Source organism: Luteipulveratus flavus (assembly GCF_029439465.1).
Classification (GTDB): Bacteria; Actinomycetota; Actinomycetes; order Actinomycetales; family Dermatophilaceae; genus Luteipulveratus; species Luteipulveratus flavus.
The window spans coordinates 148,310-169,148 of the sequence record NZ_JAROAV010000028.1; the positions used below are offsets into that span (position 1 = coordinate 148,310).

A 20,839-nucleotide genomic window follows, 5' to 3' on the forward strand; every position below is an offset into this window, starting at 1 on the left:
GACGGCTCAGAGTACGTGCGGCCCTCCGCACGCGCCGTACGGCGAGACGAATCGTGACCTTCGGCGATCAGCCGCCGAAGGTCACTTGCCGGCGCCGAGCACCGCGTCCGCGTCCTTGACCTGGTTGGCCGGCGGCGCCGCGATCGTCACCGGTGCGCTCCAGCGGGTGTAGTCGATCGTGGCCACCGCCGGGCCGGCGGACGACGACGGCTTCTTGCCGGTGGCCGCGTCGATCGCGTTGAGGTCCACCTTGACCCGCGCCGGTCGGTCGCGCTGGTCGAGCCACACGTCGTACGTCACCGGCTTGTCGCCGGGCTTCGCGGCGGACGCGCCCGCCTGCCCGCCCGTGGCGCCCTTGAAGGCCGCGCGGACGTGCTCGCCCGCGACCGTGACGGTGTAGTGGGTCGTCTGAACACCGGCGACCGACTCGGTCCCCTTGCTCGCCACGGTCCCCTTCGACCAGATCTCGGCCTGGCTGTCCACGTCCGTCACCACGCCGACCATGACGAGGGGAAGGAGCAGGACGCCGGCCGCGGAGTCGCTGTCGTCGTCGATGCGCAACCACGTGCGGCCGGCGAGGTCCGGCTCCTGCACGTAAACGGTGTCACCCACCGAGCGCAGCTGGGTCGACCCGGCCGTGAGACTGGTGTCTCCCTCGCCCTTCCCCTTGTTGGTCATGTCCATGCGGATGACGTCGGGGTCGGCTGCCGAGCGCATCTCCACGTGAACCGACTTCTCCTTGTCGGTCGCCGCCCGTACCCGGCTCGCGAGCTCCGCCCCGGTATTCGCCGGGGCCGGCCCAGCGGGCGCCGAGCTCGTCGCCGAGGTGGGCGCAGCGGACGAGGAGGCGGCCGCCGTCGAGGAGGTAGGCGCCGAGCTGCTCGACGTCGGGCCGGAGCCGCTCTGCTCCTTCTCGCTGCCGCACGACGTCAGCCCTGCTGAGAGGGCGAGGGCGGTGACGAGGGCCAGCGATCTGCGGACGGGTGCTCTCATGACGGGTTCCTCCCTGACGCCGGGCACAGCCACGGCGCACGACGATGCTCGCTCGCCGACGTGCGGGCCGGGTCGAGCGAAAGGCGCCTCAGGGTAACGGCGCGCGGCCCGGTCCGACCGTCGATCAACGAAACCCACGTCACCGACCCTGCGCAGGTCACGCCGCCCCTGCCTCGCCGCGTCTGAGGGTCTGCCACCATCCGCACGGGGAGGACCGTCATGCTGAACGACCCTGAGCTCGACGAGCTCGAGAACCGGCTACGCGCCGAGTACGCCGCGTGGTCACCGGACGCCATCGACCGGACGGCCGTGATCGCCAGCGCGCGGACACGCGCCGGGGCGATACGGCGCCGACGCACGATCGCCCGAACGGCCGGCGCCGCCCTGGGCGTCGTCGCGATCACCGGCGCCGGCCTGGTCGGTGCCCAGCTGCACGGAGGCGGGTCCGCGCAGCCCGCCCACACCACGGGTTCGCCGACCCGGACGTCCGCGCCTGTCGAGTCGCGGCTGGTACCCGAGCCGACAGGTCAGCACGCGTTCGCCATCCCCACCAGCCTGTTCCCCACCACTCCGGTGGGCGGAATCACGTTCGAGCACAAGGGTGCCCAGAACGCGCTGGCTCCCGGTTTCGAGAACCAGACCTGTGGGACGCAGTCCGGGCGCCCGCACGCGACTGCGCCGGCCGCCGGCGTCTCGCAGACGCGCGTCGGGGGCGGCAACCGGATGCGGGTGGCGATCAGCAACGTCGGTACGGGCGCAGCGATCTTGGACATCCACTTCGCGACCGGCTACTGCTACTTCACCAGCGCGCAGCCGGTTCAGCAGTTCGCCTGGAACAACTGGCTCCTCGGCGGAAACCCGCCCACCCGTACCCCGGATCCGGGAGAGCAACGTGAGCTTTACCGGTGGACCGCGGAGCCCGCTCATCCGGACAGGGCGGGCTCGGACACCGTCGTCGGTGCCGTCCTCGCGGTCGATGGGTTCCTCCTGACGGTCTCGGCCCAGCACGCCGACCCGAAGGTGGCCCTGAGCAACGCGACGGCGCTCGCGGACGCGACCCGGGCTCAGATCCTCGCGACCGGACGGTCTGCCGACAGCCTGAGCGGCGCGGTCTCCTTCGACGGCGCTCTGCCGCGCGGGTCCTCGTCGCCGGCGCCCCGAGCAGTGTCGGCCGTGCCGCCGACCGACGAGACCGTACCCGCCGACGTCGCGCTCGTGGCCTCGCAGCTGCTCCCCTCGTCCGCGCAGCTCGGCGGACTGCGCTACGTCGCCCAACCACCCGGTCCGGAGACACCGCCGTCGGACCGCGCCTCGGCCCCGATGGTCCGGAGACCGAACCTGCCCGGCCAGCAGTGTCTCTCGAACGAGCTCGGCGACCACCCGAGCCCGATCAGCTCGCTCACGGCAGTGGCGGCGCGTCGATCGGGCCGCACCGACGACCCGTCGGTGGTCTCTGCGATCGTCCGGTACCGGTCGAAGGACGTCGGTACGGCCCTGGCCGAGGCCCGGAGCAACACCGGCCCGTGCCGGTGGGGCGACTTCGACACCCGCGCGCAGCCGGCTCCACGAACCACCCGCGCCGTCTCCGGGCACGACGGAGCGACGACGTTCGCCTTCACGCAGCCGACCGGAGAGGGCGGCGTACGCACGATCGTGGTGCAGCGGGTCGGCGACTACCTGGTCAGCGCCAAGACACGTAGCGACGCCCGGTCGGACGAGCCGCGACTGCTCGCCCTGGCGGTCGCCGCGACCGACGCGATGGTCACCAACCTGCGCGGCGAAGGGCTGGTGAGCTGAGGTGGTGGTTCGGTCTCGCCCGAGCGACGCCGACCTCCAGGCGCTGCTGGACCGCGATCTGCACCGTCTCCTCGGGCTGGCCATGTCGATGACCGGCAACCGGCACGACGCGGAGGACCTCGTGCAGGAGACGCTCGCCAAGGTCATCGACAAGTGGGGTCACGTGGAGTCGAGCGCCAGCCCGGCTGCGTACGTGCGCCGGATGTTGACGAACACCTACATCTCCCAGCGGCGCCGGTTCTCCAGCCGCGAGGTCGTGTCCGACGAGGTGGTGTCCGGCGGCCTGGACTCGGCTCCGGACCGGCAGAACGCACATGCCGACCGTGATCTGCTCCGTCGCCTGGTCACCACGCTCCCCCGCCAGCAGCGGGCCATCGTGGCGCTGCGCTACTACGAGGACCGATCGGTCAGGGAGGTCGCACAGATCATGGGCATCTCGGAGGTCGCCGTGCGGAGCGCCTGTCACAAGGCCTTGTCCTCGCTGCGCGAGCGGGCCCCGGGCTCGGTCGCGGCGTGCTGACGCAGGCCCCGACGTCGATGGCGAGAACCTGCCAGACCGGTGTCGGCCCGCTCCCCTAGCGTTCTCGCCATGACCACCGATCTGGCTGCCCGATTCCACGCTCTCCACGACGACCTCCTGGTCCTGCCGAACTGCTGGGACGCGGTGACCGCCCGCGTCGTCGAGGCGGCCGGGGCGCCGGCGCTCGCCACCACCAGCGCGGCCGTCGCCTGGTCGCTCGGTGCGCCGGACGGCAACCAGCTCGACCGGGACCTCATGCTGCAGAACCTGCGGCGCATCACCGACGTGGTGGACGTGCCGGTCTCCTCCGACATCGAGGGCGGCTTCGGCGAGGGAGACGAGGCGTTGGCCGAGACCACCCGGCTGGTCATCGAGGCGGGCGCGGTCGGGGTCAACCTGGAGGACACCCACGCCGACGGGTTCCGCTCGGTGCAGGACGCGGCTCATCGCGTGTCGATCGTCCGGGAGGCCGCGACGGCGGCCGGTGTGGACCTGTTCATCAACGCCCGCACCGACTCCTACCTCGCGGGCAACGCCGACTACGACGACACGGTGGCGCGGGCGAACGCCTACCTCGAGGCCGGCGCCAGCGGCATCTTCGTGCCCGGCACCGGCGACCTCGACGTCATCGCCCGGCTGGTCAAGGAGATCGACGCCCCGCTCAACGTGCTGGTCGGGCCGGGCTCGCCGCCCGTCGAGGAGCTGCGAGCCGTGGGCGTACGGCGGGTATCGGCCGGGTCGTCACTGGCCGGTTCGGTGCTGGGTCACGTCGACCGTGCCGCCCGGGAGATGCTGGACCAGGGCACGTACTCCGAGATGGGCGGCGCGCTCGGCTGGGGCGAGGTCAACGCACTGTTCACCTGAGAACCGCGCTGAGATCTCCGGGGCCGCTGCGAGCACGGTGATGCACCGCATAGATTGTGGTCCTCGCCACGATGTCGTGGCTACGGGAGGGCGGGTGCGCCCGGACGGGCGCGCTCGTCGACGGCCGCCCCGCAGAGGGGAGATCACATGTCCGACAACCAGGGAGCGCAGGCGCCGAGTCCGCTCCAGCCGCCCGAGCCGGTCCAGGCGCTCACGCTGACCGCGCCCGCGCCGACCCAGCCGGTGGCCACGACCTCGGCGCCTGCGATGGCACCGGCGGTCGACCCGGCCGCTCTCCCCGGGCTGGACGCCAAGGTCGAGGGCTTCCTCGGCGCCCTGGTGGCCGCGCAGCCGCGGTCGCCGGAGTTCGAGGCCAAGGCCGGTGACGTCCGCAGCATGGGGGACGTCGACATCCGCCAGGCCGCCGAGAGCTCCAACCGGCTGCTCGCCTCGCCGGTCAAGGCGCTGCAGTCCGGCGGGCTGTCGGAGAAGTCGACCGTCGGCAAGACGCTGCTCGAGCTGCGCCGCACGGTCGAGGACCTCGACCCCAAGGACGCCTCCGGTCCCAAGAAGCTCCTCGGCATGCTCCCGTTCGGGAATCGGCTGGAGGACTACTTCCGCAAGTACCAGAGCGCCCAGTCCCACCTCGACGGCATCCTGCACGCGCTGCGCAACGGCCAGGACGAGCTCGGCAAGGACAACGCGGCGCTCAACCTGGAGAAGCAGCAGCTCTGGGACGCCATGGGCCGGCTGAACCAGTACGTGTACGTGGCCGAGCGCCTCGACGCCCGGCTGTCGGCGGCCATCGCCGACCTGGAGGGCAGCGACCCCGACCGCGCCAAGGCGCTGCGGGACGACGTGCTGTTCTACGTCCGCCAGAAGCACCAGGACCTGCTGACCCAGCTGGCGGTGTCGATCCAGAACTACCTGGCCATCGACGTCGTCATCAAGAACAACATCGAGCTGATCAAGGGCGTCGACCGGGCCTCGACCACGACGGTGTCGGCGCTGCGGACGGCGGTCATCGTCGCCCAGGCGCTCGGCAACCAGAAGCTCGTGCTCGACCAGATCACCGCGCTCAACACCACGACGAGCGGCATGATCGAGCGCACCTCGCAGCTGCTCAAGGACAACTCCGTCGCCATCCAGCAGCAGGCGGGGTCGGCCACGATCGGGCTGCCGCAGCTGCAGGCGGCGTTCGCGAACATCTACGCGACGATGGACGCCATCGACACCTTCAAGGTCGAGGCGCTGGACAGCATGGCCGCCACCATCGGCACGCTGGAGACCGAGGTGACCAAGTCCCGCGGCTACCTGGACCGGGTGTCCCAGCAGAACCAGCAGGTCGCGCACGGGTCGCTCGACCTCGACCTCGGCCGGTGACCTGGGCGAGGACGAGCAGCGCACCATGACCCTCGGGGGGTTGTTCGGGCGGATCACCGGGCGTGACCGCGAGCCTGACGCTGCCCGGATTCCCGGCCCGCCGACCACCGAGGACCTCCTGGCCGCGCTCGACCGCGTCGAGCAGCTGGTCGCCGGTGGAGCGGTCCCTCCCGTCGTCGGCTCGCGGGTCGCGCGCGTCGTCCGGGTGGTCCGCGAGACGATCCCCCGGCTCGGTCGGCTGGGCGCCGGCAGCCCCCAGGCGTACTCCGTCATGGCGACGGCGACCGACTACCTCCCCGAGGCGGTCAGCGGCTACCTGCGCCTGCCACGGGAATGGGCCGACAGCCGCCCGGTCGACCGCGGCCGCACCTCGCTGATGGTGCTGGTCGACCAGCTCGACCTGCTCGGCTCGACGATGGACCAGGTCTTCGACGCGGTGAACCGCGCCGACGCCGCGGCGCTGGTGGCGCACGGCCGGTTCCTGGCCGAGAAGTTCGGCTCCGGCTCGACCGGTGGGACGCTCGGGCTCGGGCAGGCGCCCGCCGGCTCCTCCGACGCGCAGAGCCCGTCGCCCGGACGGCTGCAGCCACCGACCGGGAGGCAGGCATGACCACCGCCCTGAGCGACGCGCTCGACGCCCTGGCCGAGGTGGCCGAGCGAGCCGGCGTCGGAGCCGGCTCGGCGCGTGCCGAGGGCCTGGCCCTGGCCGCCGCGCTGGCCGAGTCGGCCCCCGGCGCGGCCACCGACTGGGCGAGCGCGTCGCCCGGCGCCTCGACCCAGGCCTTCTTCGACGCGGCCGTCCGGGGCCGTCGCTGGCGGGGGGCACCGACGAGCATCTTGACCGAGCTGGTCGCCCGCGGGTCCGGCGAGGCCGTCGCGTACGCCGGTGCTCTGGCCGGGGTCGCCTCCGCCGCATGCGAGCTGGGCGAACCCACGATGCGGGTGATCGGCAACGCCTCGGTCGCCGCTGCCGCCCAGCTGCACGCTGCCGGAGCTCGTCCCGACGCCACCGTCCGGACCGACGCCGGTGCCGCCGCGGTGCCGGCGGTGCCGAGGTCCGCCGAGCAGGAGAGGACGACCGAGGCGGATGCCGCGGTCGCCGTACGGCCGCTGGAGGAGCTGCTCGCCCAGCTGGACGACCTCACCGGCCTGGCGACCGTCAAGCGCGAGGTGCACCGACAGGTCGCGATCCTGCGGATGGAGAAGCTGCGGTCCGAGGCCGGGCTGCGGGCCGCCACGATCACCCGCCACCTGGTCTTCGTCGGCAATCCCGGCACGGGCAAGACCACCGTCGCGCGGCTGGTGAGCGGCATCTACGCCTCGCTCGGCCTGCTGTCCAAGGGCCAGCTGGTCGAGGTGGACCGCTCCGAGCTGGTGGCCGGCTACCTCGGGCAGACCGCGACCAAGACCGCCGAGGTCGTGGCCTCCGCGGTGGGCGGCGTGCTGTTCATCGACGAGGCGTACAGCCTCACCGCCGGGGAGCACACCGACCAGTACGGGCGCGAGGCGGTCGACACGCTGGTCAAGGAGATGGAGGACCACCGCGACGACCTGGTGGTCATCGTGGCGGGCTACCCCGAGCCGATGGAGACGTTCATCGCGACCAACCCGGGGCTGGCCAGCCGGTTCCGCACCACGGTGGAGTTCGCGGACTACTCCGACGACGAGCTCGCCGACATCCTGAGCGGGCTGGCCGCCGACGCCGACTACGAGCTGGCGCCGGAGGCGCTGGACGCCTTCCGGACGACGCTGTCCGGCACCACGCGGGACCGCTCGTTCGGCAACGGCCGGTACGCCCGCAACACCCTGGAAGCCGCGATCGGACGGCACGCCTGGCGGCTGCGCGAGGTGGACGAGCCGACCCTCGACCAGCTGCGCACGCTGAGCGCGGACGACCTGAGCGACACACCGACCAGCAGCGAGGGGGCGACGGCGTGAGCCTGACCCAGACCGCAACCACGAACCCACCCACCGCGGCGGTCGCCCGGCCGCCGCAGGGGGCACCCGGCGCCGGACCGTCGCCACAACCCACGCCCGTACGGTCGCCGGGCTCGATGCCCGCACGCGCCCGGCGCGTGGCGGCCGAGTGGTTCGAGGGCACGCCCGGACGGATGCGGGTGCTCCTGCTGATCGCCCTGGTGCTCTCGGTCCTGTTCGGCGGCGCCGTCGCCCAGACGCTGCGCGACGCCGACGGCTCCCTCGGCCGGGCGCAGGACAACACCGCCCAGCTGGTGCGCGTGCAGACGATCCACACCAGCCTGGTGAGCGCCAACGCCGACGCGACCAAGGCGTTCCTGCGCGGCGGCCTCGAACCCCCCGCCCAGCGACAGCAGTTCGTCCGGTCATTGGACACGGCCGCTCGCCTGATCACCGAGGCGTCCAAGGCGCAGCCCGCCGACGCCGACGCACTCGGGGCGCTCAACACCACACTGGTGTCCTACCGCGGGCTGATCGAGCAGGCCCGGTCCAACAACCGGCAGGGCCTCCCGGTCGGCGCGCAGTACCTCAAGGACGCCAACACCCTCATCAAGACCGACGCGCTCCCGGTGCTGAACGCCCTCGTGACGGCCAACGAGCGCCGCCTGGACGAGGAGTTCTCCCACACCGGCACCGGCCGGGTCTGGGTTCTCGTCGCGGGCGTGGTCGCGCTGCTCGCCCTGATCGGGGTCATGGTCTGGCTCGCCCGCCACAGCCACCGCTACCTCAACGTTCCGCTGCTCAGCGCCGCCCTTCTCGTCCTGGTGACGACCGCGGTCGGCGCCGGCCTGCTCACGGTCGCGAAGAGTCGGGCGGACGAGGTCCGTGACTCCTCGTACGCCGCCACGGTCGCCCTCGCCGGTGCGCGGATCAACGGCTACGACGCCCAGTCGAACGAGAACCTCACCCTGATCGCCCGCGGCTCGGGTGCCGAGTTCGACCGGGCCTGGACGACATCGGCCAGGACGACGCGAGAGCGTCTCGCGACCTCCACCCAGCACGGCGTCACGAAGGACGGCGGGCCGAACCAGTGGGGCACGTACGAGACCGCGCACCAACGCATCCGCGAGCTCGACACGGGCGGCCGGTGGGAGGACGCGGTCGGACAGGCGCTCGGTCCGGCGGCCACCTCGTTCGACGCGTTCGACCAGACGTCGCAACGCAGCCTCGACCGGACCAGCGCGGCCGCCCAGAGCGGCCTGGGCAACGCCGGCAGCGGCCTGTCCCTGCTGGGCTGGCTCGGTCTGCCGATCGGCCTGCTGGTCGCACTGCTCGCCTGGTGGGGCCTGTCCCAGCGACTGGAGGAGTACCGATGAGACGAGCCACCACCCTGTCCGCCGCGCTCGTGGCCTGCGTCGGCCTCGTCGTGGCCGGGTGCAGCAGCGGCGACTACGCCGACACCCAGGTCCCCGCCGCTGCCCGGACGAGCTCGGCACCGGCGGCTGCGCCGAAGCCGGCGACCTCCTGCGGCAACCCGGTGGCGTCGTACGCGCCGGACGGGGCTCTCCCCTCGCCGTCGGCACTGCCGCCGGGGTCGACGATGGACAGGATCCGCCAGCGGGGCCGGCTCATCGCCGGGGTCTCGGCCGACTCCCTGCAGCTGGGCGCCCGCAACCCGGTCACCGGCGCCATCGAGGGCTTCGACATCGACATGCTGCACGCGGTGTCGCAGGCGATCTTCGGCGACCCGGACAAGATCGAGTTCCGGGTCATCTCCACGGCCGATCGCCTCCCCGTGCTGGAGAAGGGCCAGGTCGACATCGTCGCGCGCGCGATGACCATCAACTGCGAGCGCTGGCAGCAGATCGCGTTCTCGAGCGAGTACTACCGCGCCGGCCAGAAGGTCCTCGTACCGCTGGGCAGCAAGGCCACCGGCCTGGAGAGCCTGGGCGGCAAGCGGGTCTGCGCCCCGACCGGGTCCACCAGCCTGGACGCCCTGCGCCGCTACCCGTCGGTCGTCCCGGTCCCGGCCGGCACCCACACCGGCTGCCTGGTGCTCTTCCAGCAGGGCAAGGCCGACGCCATCACCGGGGACGACACCGTGCTGGCGGGCCTGGCGGCTCAGGACCCGTATGCCTCGGTCGTACGGATGAAGGCGTTCACCACCGAGCCGTACGGCCTGGGCATCCCCCAGGGCGAACGTGACTTCGTGCAGTTCGTCAACGGCGTGCTGGACAAGATGCGGACCGACGGACGCTGGAAGGCGTCGTACGACCGGTGGCTGAAGGACCTCGGCCCGGCGCCGGCCCCGCCGAAGGCCGTCTACGGCAGGACCCCGTGAGGCCACCGACAGCGGCTCTTCCTGCGCCTCCCGGGCGGATGGGCACGGCCGTGCCACCGGCGCAGATGCTCGCCTACCTCGACGCGCTCGGCCAGTGGCGCGACGCCCGGCGCGCGGAGCTCGACGAGCTGGACCGAGCAGCGCTGGACTCCTCCGAGGAGGACGAGCTCAGCCCGGACCTCGTGCTGTCGATGGCGATCTGGAAGTCGGTGTCCGACCGCTACGACCTGCTGCTGGTGACCTGGGACTCCGGGCGGATCGGTGCGCGGGAGTCCGAGCGGTTGAGCACGCTCATCTGGGGTGGTCTCGACACCGGTTCGGGCGCCGCCGGGACGCTCGCGGTCTCGCTGCCCGAGGCCTGTGCGCTCTCGGACGCCCTGGCCGGGTCCTTGCGGGTGCGCCTGGCTGTCGACCCCGACCACGCCGACATCGCGGCACGGCTGCGCGACCTGCGCGCCCAGGTCGAGCGCATCCGCGACCTCGTCGACCGCGAGCCGGCGACCGCCCGTGCCGCCGCCGCGCAGGCGCTGGACGACCTGGACCACCGCGTCGAGCAGACCGCCGAGCGCGACCGCAGGGGGGCCGACGTGGGTGGTCTCCTCGGGCCGCTGGAGATCCAGGCCGCCCGGTGCGAGCGCGACCTCATCGTCGGGGCATCCGCACGCCGCGAGCGCGCAGCCGACCTGGCTCGCGCCCGAGCACTGCGAACCGAGCTGGAGGCCGAGGGCGTCGCCGTGCGGGCCCTCGCCGACCAGTGCGTCGCACAGGTGACGCCGGCGCCGCACCTGGCCGTCCCCGACGTGACCGCCCTCGGGCCGGTCCCGAACACCCCCGACGCGCTGGAGGCGTACCTGGCACGGCTCGACACCGTCCGGCGCGCGCTGGGGCAGGCGCATTCGGCGTACGGCACCGCGCTGCAGCGGCGGGACGAGCTGGCCGGACGCCTGGACGCCTACCACGTGAAGGCCGGCGGCGCGCCGTCACCGGACCTCGACGAGCTGTACCGGCGCGGACGCGAGGTGCTCGGCCGGCATCCGGTCGACCTGGTCCGGCTCGGAGCCCTCACCATCGCCTACCAGGCCTACCTCGAAGCGAGCCTCGCCGCGCGTACCGGCCCTCGTCGCGCCACCGAAGGAGTGTCATGACCGACATCGCCTGCTCCCAGCCAGGGTGCACGGGCTCGATCCTGGACGGCTACTGCGACGTGTGCGGCTCGCCGCCCGATGCCGTCGCTGCCGCTCCCGCGGCGTCCGCTGCGTCCGGTCCCGCCGGGGCGTCGTCCTCCCCCTCGACGGTGTCGCGCGCCTCCAACCGGCTGGCCTCCGCTCCCCTCGGCTCGGCCCGCGCAAGCGCGACCGGCTCACGGCTGACGCGGCGCACCGGCACCTCCTCCTCGAGGCTGCGCGGCGCGCGCCTCGGCGCCGGCCTGACGACGATCCCGACCGTCCCGCCGCTGGACGCGAGCCAGGCGATCCTGAGCAACCCGATGGTTCCCGAGAACCGCCGCAGCTGCCCCAGCTGTGGCAACCCGGTCGGGCGCTCGCGCGGTGACCAGCCGGGTCGTACCGAGGGTTTCTGCCCGCACTGCCGCAACCGGTTCTCGTTCGCCCCCAAGCTCACCGCTGGTGACGTGGTCGGTGGTCAGTACGCCGTCGCCGGCGCCTTCGCGCACGGCGGCTTCGGCTGGCTCTACCTCGCGCGCGACCAGAACGTCTCCGACCGGTGGGTCGTGCTCAAGGGCCTGCTCAACTCCGACGACCCCGACGCGGTCGCCGCGGCCATCGCCGAGCAGCAGTTCCTGGCCCGCGTCGAGCACCCGCTCATCGTCGAGATCTACAACTTCGTCACCCACGACGGCGCCGGCTACATCGTCATGGAGTACGTCGGTGGCACCTCGTTGAAGACGCTGCTCAAGCAGCGCATGGAGGCCAACCACGGCCAGTACGACCCGCTGCCGCTCGACCAGGCGATCGCGTACGTGCTCGAGGTGCTGCCCGCGTTCTCCTACCTGCACGACCTCGGGCTGGCCTACTGCGACTTCAAGCCCGACAACATGATCCAGGTCGGCGACGCGATCAAGCTGATCGACCTCGGCGGTGTGCGCCGCATCGACGACGAGGACTCGGCGATCTACGGCACGGTCGGCTACCAGGCGCCGGAGGTGGCCGAGCTCGGCACGTCCGTCGCGTCCGACATCTACACGCTCGGGCGGACCCTGGCGGTCCTGGCGATGGAGTTCCGCGGGTACCAGACGACGTACGTCGACTCCCTCCCGTCGGTCGCGGACACGCCGGTGTTCCAGCAGCACGACTCCTTCTACCGGCTGCTGCTGAAGGCCTGTGCCACCGATCCTGCCGACCGGTTCGCCTCGGCGGACGAGCTGCGGGTCCAGCTGCTCGGCGTGCTGCGCGAGGTCGTGGCCGCCCGGCAGACGGGCGCCGCGGCCCACTCGACGTCGTCCCTGCTGTTCGACAGCCCGAGCGGTGAGGACGAGTCGGTACCCGCGTGGCGGCGGCTGCCCGCACTGCGCGAGGACCACAACGACCCGCAGGCCGGCTGGCTGTCGACGGTGAGCGTCGCCGACCCGCGTGATCGCCTCACGGCACTGCAGGCGGCCCCCGAGGCGTCGCCGGAGGTCCTGCTGCAGTCGGCGCGGGCCGCGCTGGAGGCGCACGAGTACCTCGAGGTCGACGCAGCCGTGTCGCAGCTGCTCACCGACGATCCGTGGGAGTGGCGCGCGGTCTGGATGTCGGGCCTGTCGGCCCTGGCGCAGGACGACGCGGCCGGGGCGCAGTCGGCGTTCAACGCGGTCTACGGACAGGTGCCCGGCGAGCTGGCGCCCAAGCTGGCCCTGGCGATGGCCTGCCAGCTCAGTGGCGAGAACGATGTCGCCGAGGGCCTCTACCTCACCTGTGCCCGCACGGACGCCACCTACATCGCCCCGGCAGCGTTGGGGCTCGCCGCGATCCGATCCGCACGCAACGACCTCGACGGGGCGGTCGGCGCACTCGACCTGGTGCCGCCGACGAGCGGGGCGTACGTCCGTGCCCGCCAGCAGCGTGCTCATCTGCTCGCCGACTCCGGGCGCGGGCTGCCCGCGCTGGCCGAGGCGATGACCAGCGTCGACTCGCTGACGATCGACCCGGTCGACCGAGCCCACCTCTCGGCGCGGGTGTACCGCACCGCGCTCGAGGAGGTCCGCGCGTCCGGCCCGCGCGGCGACGTCCGCATCGCCGGTCGCCCCGCCGTGGAGCCGGAGCTGCGCGACGGCCTCGAGCAGGCCTACCGCGAGCTCGCCGGGCACGAACCGACCCGGGCGGGTCGGATCCGGTTGATCGACCAGGCCAACGACGTCCGTCGCTGGACGATGCGATGAGCGCCGCGACCGTGCTGCGCTGCCCCGGCTGCGGCGACGAGACCTCGGCCGGCGACCGGTTCTGCGAGGCGTGCGGTGAGCAGCTCGTCACGGCCCTGGCCACCGATGCGGACGCGACCGACCCCGCCGCCGAGCGGGCCGTTGCGTCGGAGCAGGAGCGCGCAGCCGGGGTGTGCCGCTCCTGCGGCGGCGTGGTCGGCGAGGACGGCTACTGCCAGACGTGCGGGACCAAGGCCGCTCTCGCCCGCGACCACTTCGACGCCGAGCCCGCGCCCTGGGTGGCGATGACCTGCGACCGCGGCGTGCGGCACCGACGCAACGAGGACGCCGGGGCGGTCAGCGCCGACCCCGAGCCGAGCAGCCGTGCCGTCCTGGTCGTCTGCGACGGCGTGAGCTCCTCGACCGACTCCGACGTGGCCAGCCTCGCGGCCGCGACGGCCGCGCAACAGGTGCTGAGCGCCGGGCGGGCCCGTGGCATCGGTACGCCGGACTCGCAGACGGCCGCCATCGTGGCCCGTCTCGAGGCCGCGGCGGATGCGGCGCGCGAGGCCGTCGTCGCGTCCACCGCGGCGGACAGCCCCGACCCGGCGTCGTGCACCTTCGTCGCCGCGGTCGTCGAGGACGGCCGGATCGTGGCGGGCAGCGTCGGCGACAGCCGGGCGTACTGGCTGCCCGACCGCGGCGAGGGTGTCGCGCTGACCGTCGACGACTCGATGGCGGCCGAGCTGATCGCCCGAGGCGTCCCGCGGGAGGAGGCCGAGTCCGGCCCTCAGGCGCACGCCATCACCCGGTGGCTCGGCGTCGACGCGCCCGAGCACACACCTCGGACCCGCACCCAGGACATCGACAGCGACGGCTGGCTGCTGGTCTGCTCGGACGGCTTGTGGAACTACTGCTCCGAGGCCCGCGACCTCGCCGGGCTCGTCCGCCGGACAGCCGCCGAGCACGACGGCCGCCCCCTGGCCACCACCGCCGCACTGGTCGACTGGGCCAACGCCCAGGGCGGCCGGGACAACATCACCGTCGCGCTCGCGCGCCTCACCTCCGGAAGGACCTGACCCATGGCGCAGTTCACCGCCTCCGTCCACCAGAACGAGTTCCTGCCCGACGGCGGCACCGACGTGCACGCCATCGTCACCGTCACCGCCTCGGGCGCCGGCGCGGCCGGTCAGTCGGGCTCCGGCGACGTCGGTGAGATCGTCATCATCGACACGTCCGGCTCGATGACCGGCTCCAACATCGTCGCGGCGCAGCAGGCCGCGGTGGCCGCCATCGACCAGATCCACGACGGCGTGTGGTTCGCGGTCATCGGTGGCAGCCACGTGGCGAGCCTGGTGTTCCCCGGCGGACGCGGGCTCGGCATGGTCCGGATGGACGCCCACGCCCGCGCCGCTGCCAGGGCGGCCGTCGCCTCCCTGCGCGCCGACGGCGGTACGGCCATGGGTACCTGGCTGCAGCTCGCCGCGCGGGTGTTCGGCACTGTGCCGTCGCTGGGCCAGCGGCACGCCATCCTGCTCACCGACGGCGCCAACCAGCACGAGACGCCCGAGCAGCTCACCGCGACGATCGGCGCGGTCACCGGGCAGTTCCAGTGCGACTGCCGCGGGGTCGGGGCCGCCTGGCAGGTCGACGAGGTACGCCGGATCGCGACGGCCCTGCTCGGCTCGGTCGACATCATCCCCTCCCCCGACCAGATGGCCGGTCAGTTCGCCGAGCTGATGCAGCAGGCCATGAGTCGCGGCATCGCCGACGCCCGGCTGCGGATGTGGGTGCCGCAGGGCGCCGAGATCCTGTTCGTCCGGCAGGTCGCGCCGACCGTCGAGGACCTCACCGGACGCCGCCAGGAGGTCAACCCACTCACCGGCGCGTACCCGACCGGCTCGTGGGGCGATGAGTCGCGGGACTACCACGTGGCGATCCGGCTGGCGGCCAAGGCGATCGGGCAGGAGCAGCTGGCGGCCCGCGTCCAGCTGGCCCTCGGCGAGGAGGTCGTCGCGCAGGGCCTGGTGAAGGCGCAGTGGTCCAACGACGACACGCTCACGACCCGGATCAGCCCCGAGGTCGCCCACTACACCGGCCAGACCGAGCTGGCGAGCATGATCCAGGACGGGCTGGCGGCCAAGGCGGCCGGCGACACGGTGACCGCGACCACCAAGCTCGGCCGGGCCGTCCAGCTCGCGGCCGAGACCGGCAACGACGAGGCCACCACCCGCCTGCGCAAGGTCGTCGACATCGACGACGCCGAGACCGGCACGGTGCGGCTGAGGCGTTCGGTGGACAAGCTGGACGAGATGGCCCTCGACACCGCCTCCACCAAGACGACCAGGATCAAGAAGTGAGCACCACGACCTGCCCGGCCGGTCACGCGTCGTCGGCGACCGACTACTGCGACGTGTGCGGCCTGCCGATCGGCACGCCCGCCCCGGCCGCCGCCGCTCCGCCGACCACCGGCGCTGCCCCCGGCGCTGCCACCGCGGCGCCGCCCCAGGCGACCCCTGCGGCTCAGGTGTCGTGCCCGAGCTGTGGCGAGCAGAACGTCGCCGACGCGCTGTTCTGCGAGTCGTGCGGGTACGACTTCACGACTGGCACGATGCCGCGCGCCACCCCGCCCGCGCCGGACGCGGCTGCCTCGGTGCCGCCGACCCCGCCCGCGCCCCAGCAGGGCAGCGCGGACTGGGTGGTCGAGCGGTGGGTCGACCCGGAGTGGTACGCCGTTCAGGACAGCGACGACCCGTGCCCCTCCCCCGGGCCGCCGGTCGTCGTCCCGCTCACCGAGTCCAGCGTGCTCATCGGCCGGCCGTCCCGCAGCCGCAGCATCACCCCGCAGGTCGACTGCGGCGACGACTCCGGCGTGAGCCGGCGGCACGCCCAGCTGAGCACCGACGGGCAGCGCTGGTGGGTCGAGGACCTGCAGTCCTCCAACGGCACGTTCGTCGGTCCCGCGTCCGGCCCGGTCCCGCAGGACCCGGTGCCACCCGGGCAGCGCCGCGAGCTCGACGACGACGACCGCCTGTACGTCGGCACCTGGACCCGGCTGGTCATCCGTCGCGCAACCCCGGAGGAGCGCGGCTAGCACCAGCGGGCGATGCAGCAGCCGGGCGGGTCCGGCACGTCTTCTCGGTGAGCGCCCGGGAGGGGTGCACCGGACCAAGGAGGACCGATGACGGTCGAGGACAGGGACATCGCCGACGCTCTTCGCACGAGCCTGGCGGACTGGGACATTGCCCCGGGAGACGCGGGCGCCGCGGTCCGCGCGGCGCAGAGCACCGCTCGACGCCACCGTCGCACCCGAGCGCTCGCGACGACCGTCGGCGCCGGCTCTGTGGCTGCAGCACTCGTGCTCGGCATCGGCACCGCGTCGTTCGGCCTGCGCTCCGACGTGACCGTCAGCGCATCCCGGCCCAGTGCCGCCGTGGACGGACGCCTCGGTCCGTCGGGCGTGGGCTCTCCCGAGGCGAGCACGCCGAACGATCGGACCGGTGCGCTCCCGCGCACGTACGCCTACAAGATGCTGGCGACCTTCGAGCCGGGCACCTACGCGGGTCACCCATGGGTCGCCGACGGCAACCAGATGGGACCCGATCCTCTGATTCAAGGGATGGCCTGCCAGGGGTTCGACGGACCGGACGCGATCGCCTCGATCACACAGTCGGCCGGCAGCACCGAGCGACTCCTCGTCGGCACCATCGCCGGCTACCGCACGGGGACGGGCGACGGGGTGGTCCCGGCGCTGCGCGCGAACGGGCTGGCCTGCCGCTGGTGGGGCACGCCGGGCTGGCCCAAGCCGCTGGAGTGGACGGGGCAGGGGGACACCGACCACTTCCTGGGTGAGATCCCCAACGTGGGTCGAGGCCCCGGACGAGCGGGCGAGTCGCTCGCAATCGGTCACAGCGCCGTGGTCGCCGCCGCCCGGGTGGGGGACCTCGTCGTCTACGGGGTGGCCTATGACAAGGACCGGACATCCGCCACCACAGCCGCCACCGCCATGGTGCTGGCCACGGAGCGTCGGCTGCGAGCATCGAGCTATCCACCCGCGCACGGCCGGCCGGTGGCAGGCAGCGACAACGACCATGTGCCCACGCAGCCGATGACCGTGTCCGGGCCGAACGACGTCGACCCCTCGGTGCTCAGCCCTGGCCTGCTGCCCCGCGACGGCCAGCTGCCCCGTGGCCTGACCTACGCGCCGCCCGCGGGCGGCTGGACGAGGTTGACGACGAGCCGGTCGGTCCCGCAGCGGGACGGTTTTGTCGCAGGCACCGGCGACGGAGCCCGCTGGAAGAACCCCCCTTCAGACGACGTCCGCGGTCGCGTCGGAGTCGGAGACACCGCAGACGATCGCGGCCTCAGCGACGACGTGCACAGCGGTGAGTTCCGGATCGTCCAGGCGCCGCACGGCCAGGCGAGCCGGCTGCTGGAGCAGAACATCGCAGGGAAGGGCCGCCGGGGCTTCCGGGAGACCACGGTCCGGACGCTGGCGTGGCCTGGCCAGACGTCCACCGGGGACCACTTCCTGGCCGACCTGACGCTGCGGACCGGCGGGAACATCGCCCCACGGTCGGCCGTGGCCGCTCGGGTGGTCGGTGACTTCGTCGTCAGCGCGCACGTGACGTGGTCCGACGATCAAGGCGTCGCGAGGGACACCGCCACGAAGGCCGTCGACGACATGGTGAACAACCTGCGCGCCGCCGGGAAGGTGAAGTGAGGTGCTCGGCCGCGGTCAGCACGACCAGGAGGCGACGGCGTACGTCACGGCGGCCTTTCCCCGCCTGATGAACCTCGCCGGCGCCCTCACCGGCAACCGGCACGACGCCGAGGACCTGGTGCAGGACACCATGGCGAACGTCCTGATCAGGTGGCCGAAGGTGCACGCTGCCGCCAGTCCGGACGCCTACGTACGGCGCATGATGGTGAACCGGTTCCTGTCCGGCAAGCGGCTGCGCTCGGCGAAGGAGCTGGTGTCGCACGACGCGGTCACCCGCGACCGGCCGGCCCCGACCGGTGGCGGCGACCTCGAGGCACGCGACGCGATGATGACGCTGCTGTGGCGGCTGCCGCGGGTCCAGCGCACCGTGCTCGTCCTGCGGTTCTACGAGGACCTCGCGGACGCCCAGATCGCCGAGGCGCTCGGTACCCGTGAGGCCACGGTGCGCTCCAACGTGTCGCGTGGACTGGCCAAGCTGCGGGTCCTGATGGAGGACGAGCACACACCGGAGTCGACCGAGCGCGCGCAGCGGCGCGCCGTTGCCTCGCACGTGCCGGCGATCCACTCCTGACCGGCACTGCGAGACGGCAACGGCCGCCCCCCCCGCGCGGGGTGGGCGGCCGTCCGCGTGCGTCGAAGGCTCAGGCCTCCTCGGCACCCTCCTCGGAGGTGAGGTTGCGGGTCTTGCTGGCGTCCAGCGGGATGCCCGGGCCCATCGTCGTGCTGACGGTGGCCTTGCTGATGTACCGGCCCTTGGAAGCGGCCGGCTTCAGACGCAGGATCTCCTCCAGCGCGGTCGCGTAGTTCTCGACCAGCTTGGTGTCGTCGAAGCTCACCTTGCCGATGATGAAGTGCAGGTTGGCGTGCTTGTCGACGCGGAACTCGATCTTTCCGCCCTTGATGTCGGTCACGGCCTTGGCCACGTCCATCGTCACGGTGCCGGTCTTCGGGTTCGGCATCAGGCCACGCGGACCGAGCACCTTACCGAGACGGCCGACCTTGCCCATGAGGTCCGGGGTGGCGACGACCGCGTCGAAGTCGGTCCAGCCACCGGCCACCTTGTCGAGCAGCTCGTCCGAGCCGACGAAGTCGGCGCCGGCGGCCTCGGCCGCAGCGGCCTTGTCACCGTTGGCGAACACCAGGACGCGAGCGGTCTTGCCGGTGCCGTGCGGCAGGTTGACCGTGCCGCGGACCATCTGGTCGGACTTGCGGGGGTCGACACCGAGGCGGAAGGCCACCTCGACGGTCGCGTCGTACTTGGTCTTCGACGTCTCCTTGGCCAGACGCACCGCCTCGAGGGGGGCGTACAGCTTGGCGTCGTCGATCTTCTCCACCGCTGCGCGGTAGGACTTGCTGCGCTTCATGTCTGCTCCTTGTGCATAGCGCGTGTTGCGGAGTTGTGGTTATACGGGCCAGCGCCGGCCCAACCACGGTGTGTACGGCGGCCACCGGGGCGACCGCCGTACGGACGGGTCATCAGTCGGTGGTGATGCCCATCGAACGAGCGGTGCCGGCGATGATCTTGCTGGCCTGCTCGATGTCGTTGGCGTTGAGGTCGGCCATCTTCATCTCGGCGATCTCGCGGACCTGGTCCTTGGTCAGCTTGCCGACCTTGGTGGTGTGCGGCTCACCCGAGCCCTTGGCCACACCAGCGGCCTTCTTGATCAGCTCGGCGGCCGGCGGCGTCTTGGTGACGAAGGTGAAGGAGCGGTCCTCGTAGACCGTGATCTCCACCGGGATGACGTTGCCGCGCTGGCTCTCCGTCGCGGCGTTGTACGCCTTGACGAACTCCATGATGTTGACGCCGTGCTGACCCAGCGCCGGACCGACCGGCGGGGCCGGGGTGGCCTGGGCCGCCTGGATCTGCAGCTTGATGAAGCCGGCGACCTTCTTGCTCTTGGGGGGCATGCTGTTCTTCCTCTTCCTGTGGTGGGCCCACGCCATGGGCGATGACCCGGTTGCAGTGACACCACGCCGGGGGCGTGGCAGGCGTCGATCAGATCTTGGCGACCTGGTTGAACGCCAGCTCGACCGGGGTCTCCCGGCCGAAGATCGAGACCAGAACCTTGAGCTTCTGGGTGTCGGGGCTGATCTCCGAGATGGTCGCCGGGAGCGTCTCGAACGGACCCTCCATGACGGTCACCGACTCGCCGACCTCGAAGTCGACCTCGGCGGACGCGGCGGACGGGCGCGTACCGGTGGCGGCGGCGCCGGACTCCGGCGTGGCGGCCTGGTCCGGGGTGGTCTCGAAGACCGGGTTGAGCATCGTGACGACCTCGTCGATCGACAGCGGCGAGGGCTGGTGGGCGTTGCCCACGAAGCCGGTGACGCCCGGGGTGTGCCGGACGGCGCCCCAGCTCTCGTCGGTGAGGTCCATCCGGACCAGGACGTAGCCGGGCATGCGGACACGAGTGCCCGTCTTGCGCTGGCCGTTCTTGATCTCGGTGAACTCCTCCATCGGCACCTCGACCTGGAAGATGTAGTCCTCCATGTTGAGGCTGATCATGCGCGTCTCGAGGTTGGTCTTCACACGCTTCTCGTAGCCGGCGTAGGAGTGGATGACGTACCACTCGCCGAACTGCGCCTTCAGGTCGGCGATGAACGCCTCACGGGGGTCGCCCTGCGGCTGCGCCTCGACCGTGTCCTCGGCCGCCAGGTCGAGCTCGTCGCCCTCACCCTCGGCCACCGCGTGCGCGTCCTCGGTGAGCTCCTGCTCGATGTCGGCGTCCGCGTCCTGCTGCGTCTGGGACTCCTCCAGCACGACGTCGGCGGTGTCGCCGACCGGCTCGGTCATCGGCACGTCGTCCTCGGCGCCGACCTCGGCCGTGTCGGTCAGGTCGGCAGCGGGCTCGGCCGGGGTCGCCTCGGACGCCGACGTGCCCTCCTGGACCTCGTCGGTCTCCGGCGCATCCGCCTGTGGACTCCACTGCTCGGTCATTGACCTGC

Annotated in this window: 19 protein-coding genes; 15 read left to right on the top strand and 4 right to left on the bottom strand. The window is 72.5% G+C overall.

Features of this window, described 5'->3' with window-relative positions; translation table 11 throughout:
- Positions 1-81 precede the first annotated feature (81 nt).
- Positions 82-993 carry a LolA-like protein gene (locus tag P4R38_RS09440; RefSeq protein ID WP_277191934.1) on the bottom strand — a complete coding sequence of 304 codons (912 nt, stop codon included), beginning with the start codon at positions 991-993 and terminating at the stop codon, positions 82-84.
- 219 nt (positions 994-1,212) lie between these two features.
- Here P4R38_RS09440 and P4R38_RS09445 point away from each other — a divergent pair, with 219 nt between their 5' ends.
- From P4R38_RS09445 to P4R38_RS09515, 15 genes are all read left to right on the top strand, one after another.
- Positions 1,213-2,790 carry a hypothetical protein gene (locus P4R38_RS09445; protein WP_277191935.1) on the top strand — a complete coding sequence of 526 codons (1,578 nt, stop codon included), beginning with the start codon at positions 1,213-1,215 and terminating at the stop codon, positions 2,788-2,790.
- Positions 2,791-2,794: 4 nt separating this feature from the next.
- Positions 2,795-3,310, top strand: a complete 516-nt coding sequence (locus tag P4R38_RS09450) for a SigE family RNA polymerase sigma factor (protein ID WP_277191936.1) — start codon at positions 2,795-2,797, stop codon at positions 3,308-3,310.
- Between the two features lie 69 nt (positions 3,311-3,379).
- Complete coding sequence (locus tag P4R38_RS09455) at positions 3,380-4,174, top strand: isocitrate lyase/PEP mutase family protein (protein WP_277191937.1); 795 nt, start codon at positions 3,380-3,382, stop codon at positions 4,172-4,174.
- 147 nt (positions 4,175-4,321) lie between these two features.
- Positions 4,322-5,557, top strand: coding sequence for a toxic anion resistance protein (locus P4R38_RS09460; protein ID WP_277191938.1), 1,236 nt, complete (start codon positions 4,322-4,324; stop codon positions 5,555-5,557).
- A gap of 25 nt (positions 5,558-5,582) precedes the next feature.
- Positions 5,583-6,167: a hypothetical protein gene (locus P4R38_RS09465; protein ID WP_277191939.1), complete on the top strand. Its 585-nt coding sequence runs from the start codon at positions 5,583-5,585 to the stop codon at positions 6,165-6,167.
- Positions 6,164-7,495: an AAA family ATPase gene (locus tag P4R38_RS09470; RefSeq protein WP_277191940.1), complete on the top strand. Its 1,332-nt coding sequence runs from the start codon at positions 6,164-6,166 to the stop codon at positions 7,493-7,495. The genes P4R38_RS09465 and P4R38_RS09470 overlap by 4 nt, the downstream gene beginning before the upstream one ends.
- Before the next feature lie 116 nt (positions 7,496-7,611).
- Positions 7,612-8,850 (top strand): hypothetical protein, encoded by a 1,239-nt coding sequence (locus P4R38_RS09475; protein ID WP_277191941.1) that lies wholly within the window; start codon positions 7,612-7,614, stop codon positions 8,848-8,850.
- On the top strand, positions 8,847-9,815 hold the full coding sequence (locus P4R38_RS09480; protein WP_277191942.1) for a glutamate ABC transporter substrate-binding protein: 969 nt from the start codon (positions 8,847-8,849) through the stop codon (positions 9,813-9,815). The genes P4R38_RS09475 and P4R38_RS09480 overlap by 4 nt, the downstream gene beginning before the upstream one ends.
- 50 nt (positions 9,816-9,865) lie before the next feature.
- Entirely contained in the window at positions 9,866-10,960 is a 1,095-nt protein-coding gene (locus tag P4R38_RS09485) for a hypothetical protein (RefSeq protein ID WP_277191943.1), read from the top strand.
- Positions 10,957-13,191, top strand: coding sequence for a serine/threonine-protein kinase (locus P4R38_RS09490; RefSeq protein ID WP_277191944.1), 2,235 nt, complete (start codon positions 10,957-10,959; stop codon positions 13,189-13,191). The genes P4R38_RS09485 and P4R38_RS09490 overlap by 4 nt, the downstream gene beginning before the upstream one ends.
- Complete coding sequence (locus P4R38_RS09495) at positions 13,188-14,249, top strand: PP2C family protein-serine/threonine phosphatase (RefSeq protein ID WP_277191945.1); 1,062 nt, start codon at positions 13,188-13,190, stop codon at positions 14,247-14,249. Before P4R38_RS09490 ends, P4R38_RS09495 begins: the two co-directional genes overlap by 4 nt.
- Before the next feature lie 3 nt (positions 14,250-14,252).
- Positions 14,253-15,530, top strand: a complete 1,278-nt coding sequence (locus P4R38_RS09500; RefSeq protein ID WP_277191946.1) for a vWA domain-containing protein — start codon at positions 14,253-14,255, stop codon at positions 15,528-15,530.
- Positions 15,527-16,264, top strand: a complete 738-nt coding sequence (locus P4R38_RS09505; RefSeq protein WP_277191947.1) for an FHA domain-containing protein — start codon at positions 15,527-15,529, stop codon at positions 16,262-16,264. Before P4R38_RS09500 ends, P4R38_RS09505 begins: the two co-directional genes overlap by 4 nt.
- Positions 16,265-16,351: 87 nt before the next feature.
- A complete protein-coding gene (locus P4R38_RS09510) occupies positions 16,352-17,893 on the top strand; it encodes a hypothetical protein (protein WP_277191948.1) in 1,542 nt (513 codons plus the stop codon).
- A 1-nt stretch (position 17,894) separates the two neighbouring features.
- Complete coding sequence (locus P4R38_RS09515; protein ID WP_275237658.1) at positions 17,895-18,464, top strand: SigE family RNA polymerase sigma factor; 570 nt, start codon at positions 17,895-17,897, stop codon at positions 18,462-18,464.
- A gap of 70 nt (positions 18,465-18,534) precedes the next feature.
- On the opposite strand, the gene rplA is transcribed toward P4R38_RS09515, so the two are convergent.
- The 3 genes from rplA to nusG all read right to left on the bottom strand — a co-directional run bounded on the left by rplA (position 18,535) and on the right by nusG (position 20,831).
- Positions 18,535-19,257: a 50S ribosomal protein L1 gene (rplA, locus tag P4R38_RS09520; protein WP_275237657.1), complete on the bottom strand. Its 723-nt coding sequence runs from the start codon at positions 19,255-19,257 to the stop codon at positions 18,535-18,537.
- 112 nt (positions 19,258-19,369) lie between these two features.
- A complete protein-coding gene (gene rplK / locus P4R38_RS09525) occupies positions 19,370-19,801 on the bottom strand; it encodes a 50S ribosomal protein L11 (RefSeq protein ID WP_275237656.1) in 432 nt (143 codons plus the stop codon).
- 88 nt (positions 19,802-19,889) lie between these two features.
- Complete coding sequence (gene nusG, locus P4R38_RS09530; protein WP_277191949.1) at positions 19,890-20,831, bottom strand: transcription termination/antitermination protein NusG; 942 nt, start codon at positions 20,829-20,831, stop codon at positions 19,890-19,892.
- Positions 20,832-20,839 lie beyond the last annotated feature (8 nt).

Bases quoted from the DNA above. Each gene is read 5' to 3' on its own strand.
- P4R38_RS09440 (WP_277191934.1), bottom strand. From the start codon at position 993: ATGAGAGCACCCGTCCGCAGATCGCTGGCCCTCGTCACCGCCCTCGCC.
- P4R38_RS09445 (WP_277191935.1), top strand. From the start codon at position 1,213: ATGCTGAACGACCCTGAGCTCGACGAGCTCGAGAACCGGCTACGCGCC.
- P4R38_RS09455 (WP_277191937.1), top strand. From the start codon at position 3,380: ATGACCACCGATCTGGCTGCCCGATTCCACGCTCTCCACGACGACCTC.
- P4R38_RS09460 (WP_277191938.1), top strand. From the start codon at position 4,322: ATGTCCGACAACCAGGGAGCGCAGGCGCCGAGTCCGCTCCAGCCGCCC.
- P4R38_RS09465 (WP_277191939.1), top strand. From the start codon at position 5,583: ATGACCCTCGGGGGGTTGTTCGGGCGGATCACCGGGCGTGACCGCGAG.
- P4R38_RS09470 (WP_277191940.1), top strand. From the start codon at position 6,164: ATGACCACCGCCCTGAGCGACGCGCTCGACGCCCTGGCCGAGGTGGCC.
- P4R38_RS09475 (WP_277191941.1), top strand. From the start codon at position 7,612: ATGCCCGCACGCGCCCGGCGCGTGGCGGCCGAGTGGTTCGAGGGCACG.
- P4R38_RS09480 (WP_277191942.1), top strand. From the start codon at position 8,847: ATGAGACGAGCCACCACCCTGTCCGCCGCGCTCGTGGCCTGCGTCGGC.
- P4R38_RS09490 (WP_277191944.1), top strand. From the start codon at position 10,957: ATGACCGACATCGCCTGCTCCCAGCCAGGGTGCACGGGCTCGATCCTG.
- P4R38_RS09495 (WP_277191945.1), top strand. From the start codon at position 13,188: ATGAGCGCCGCGACCGTGCTGCGCTGCCCCGGCTGCGGCGACGAGACC.
- P4R38_RS09500 (WP_277191946.1), top strand. From the start codon at position 14,253: ATGGCGCAGTTCACCGCCTCCGTCCACCAGAACGAGTTCCTGCCCGAC.
- P4R38_RS09510 (WP_277191948.1), top strand. From the start codon at position 16,352: ATGACGGTCGAGGACAGGGACATCGCCGACGCTCTTCGCACGAGCCTG.
- rplA (WP_275237657.1), bottom strand. From the start codon at position 19,257: ATGAAGCGCAGCAAGTCCTACCGCGCAGCGGTGGAGAAGATCGACGAC.
- rplK (WP_275237656.1), bottom strand. From the start codon at position 19,801: ATGCCCCCCAAGAGCAAGAAGGTCGCCGGCTTCATCAAGCTGCAGATC.
- nusG (WP_277191949.1), bottom strand. From the start codon at position 20,831: ATGACCGAGCAGTGGAGTCCACAGGCGGATGCGCCGGAGACCGACGAG.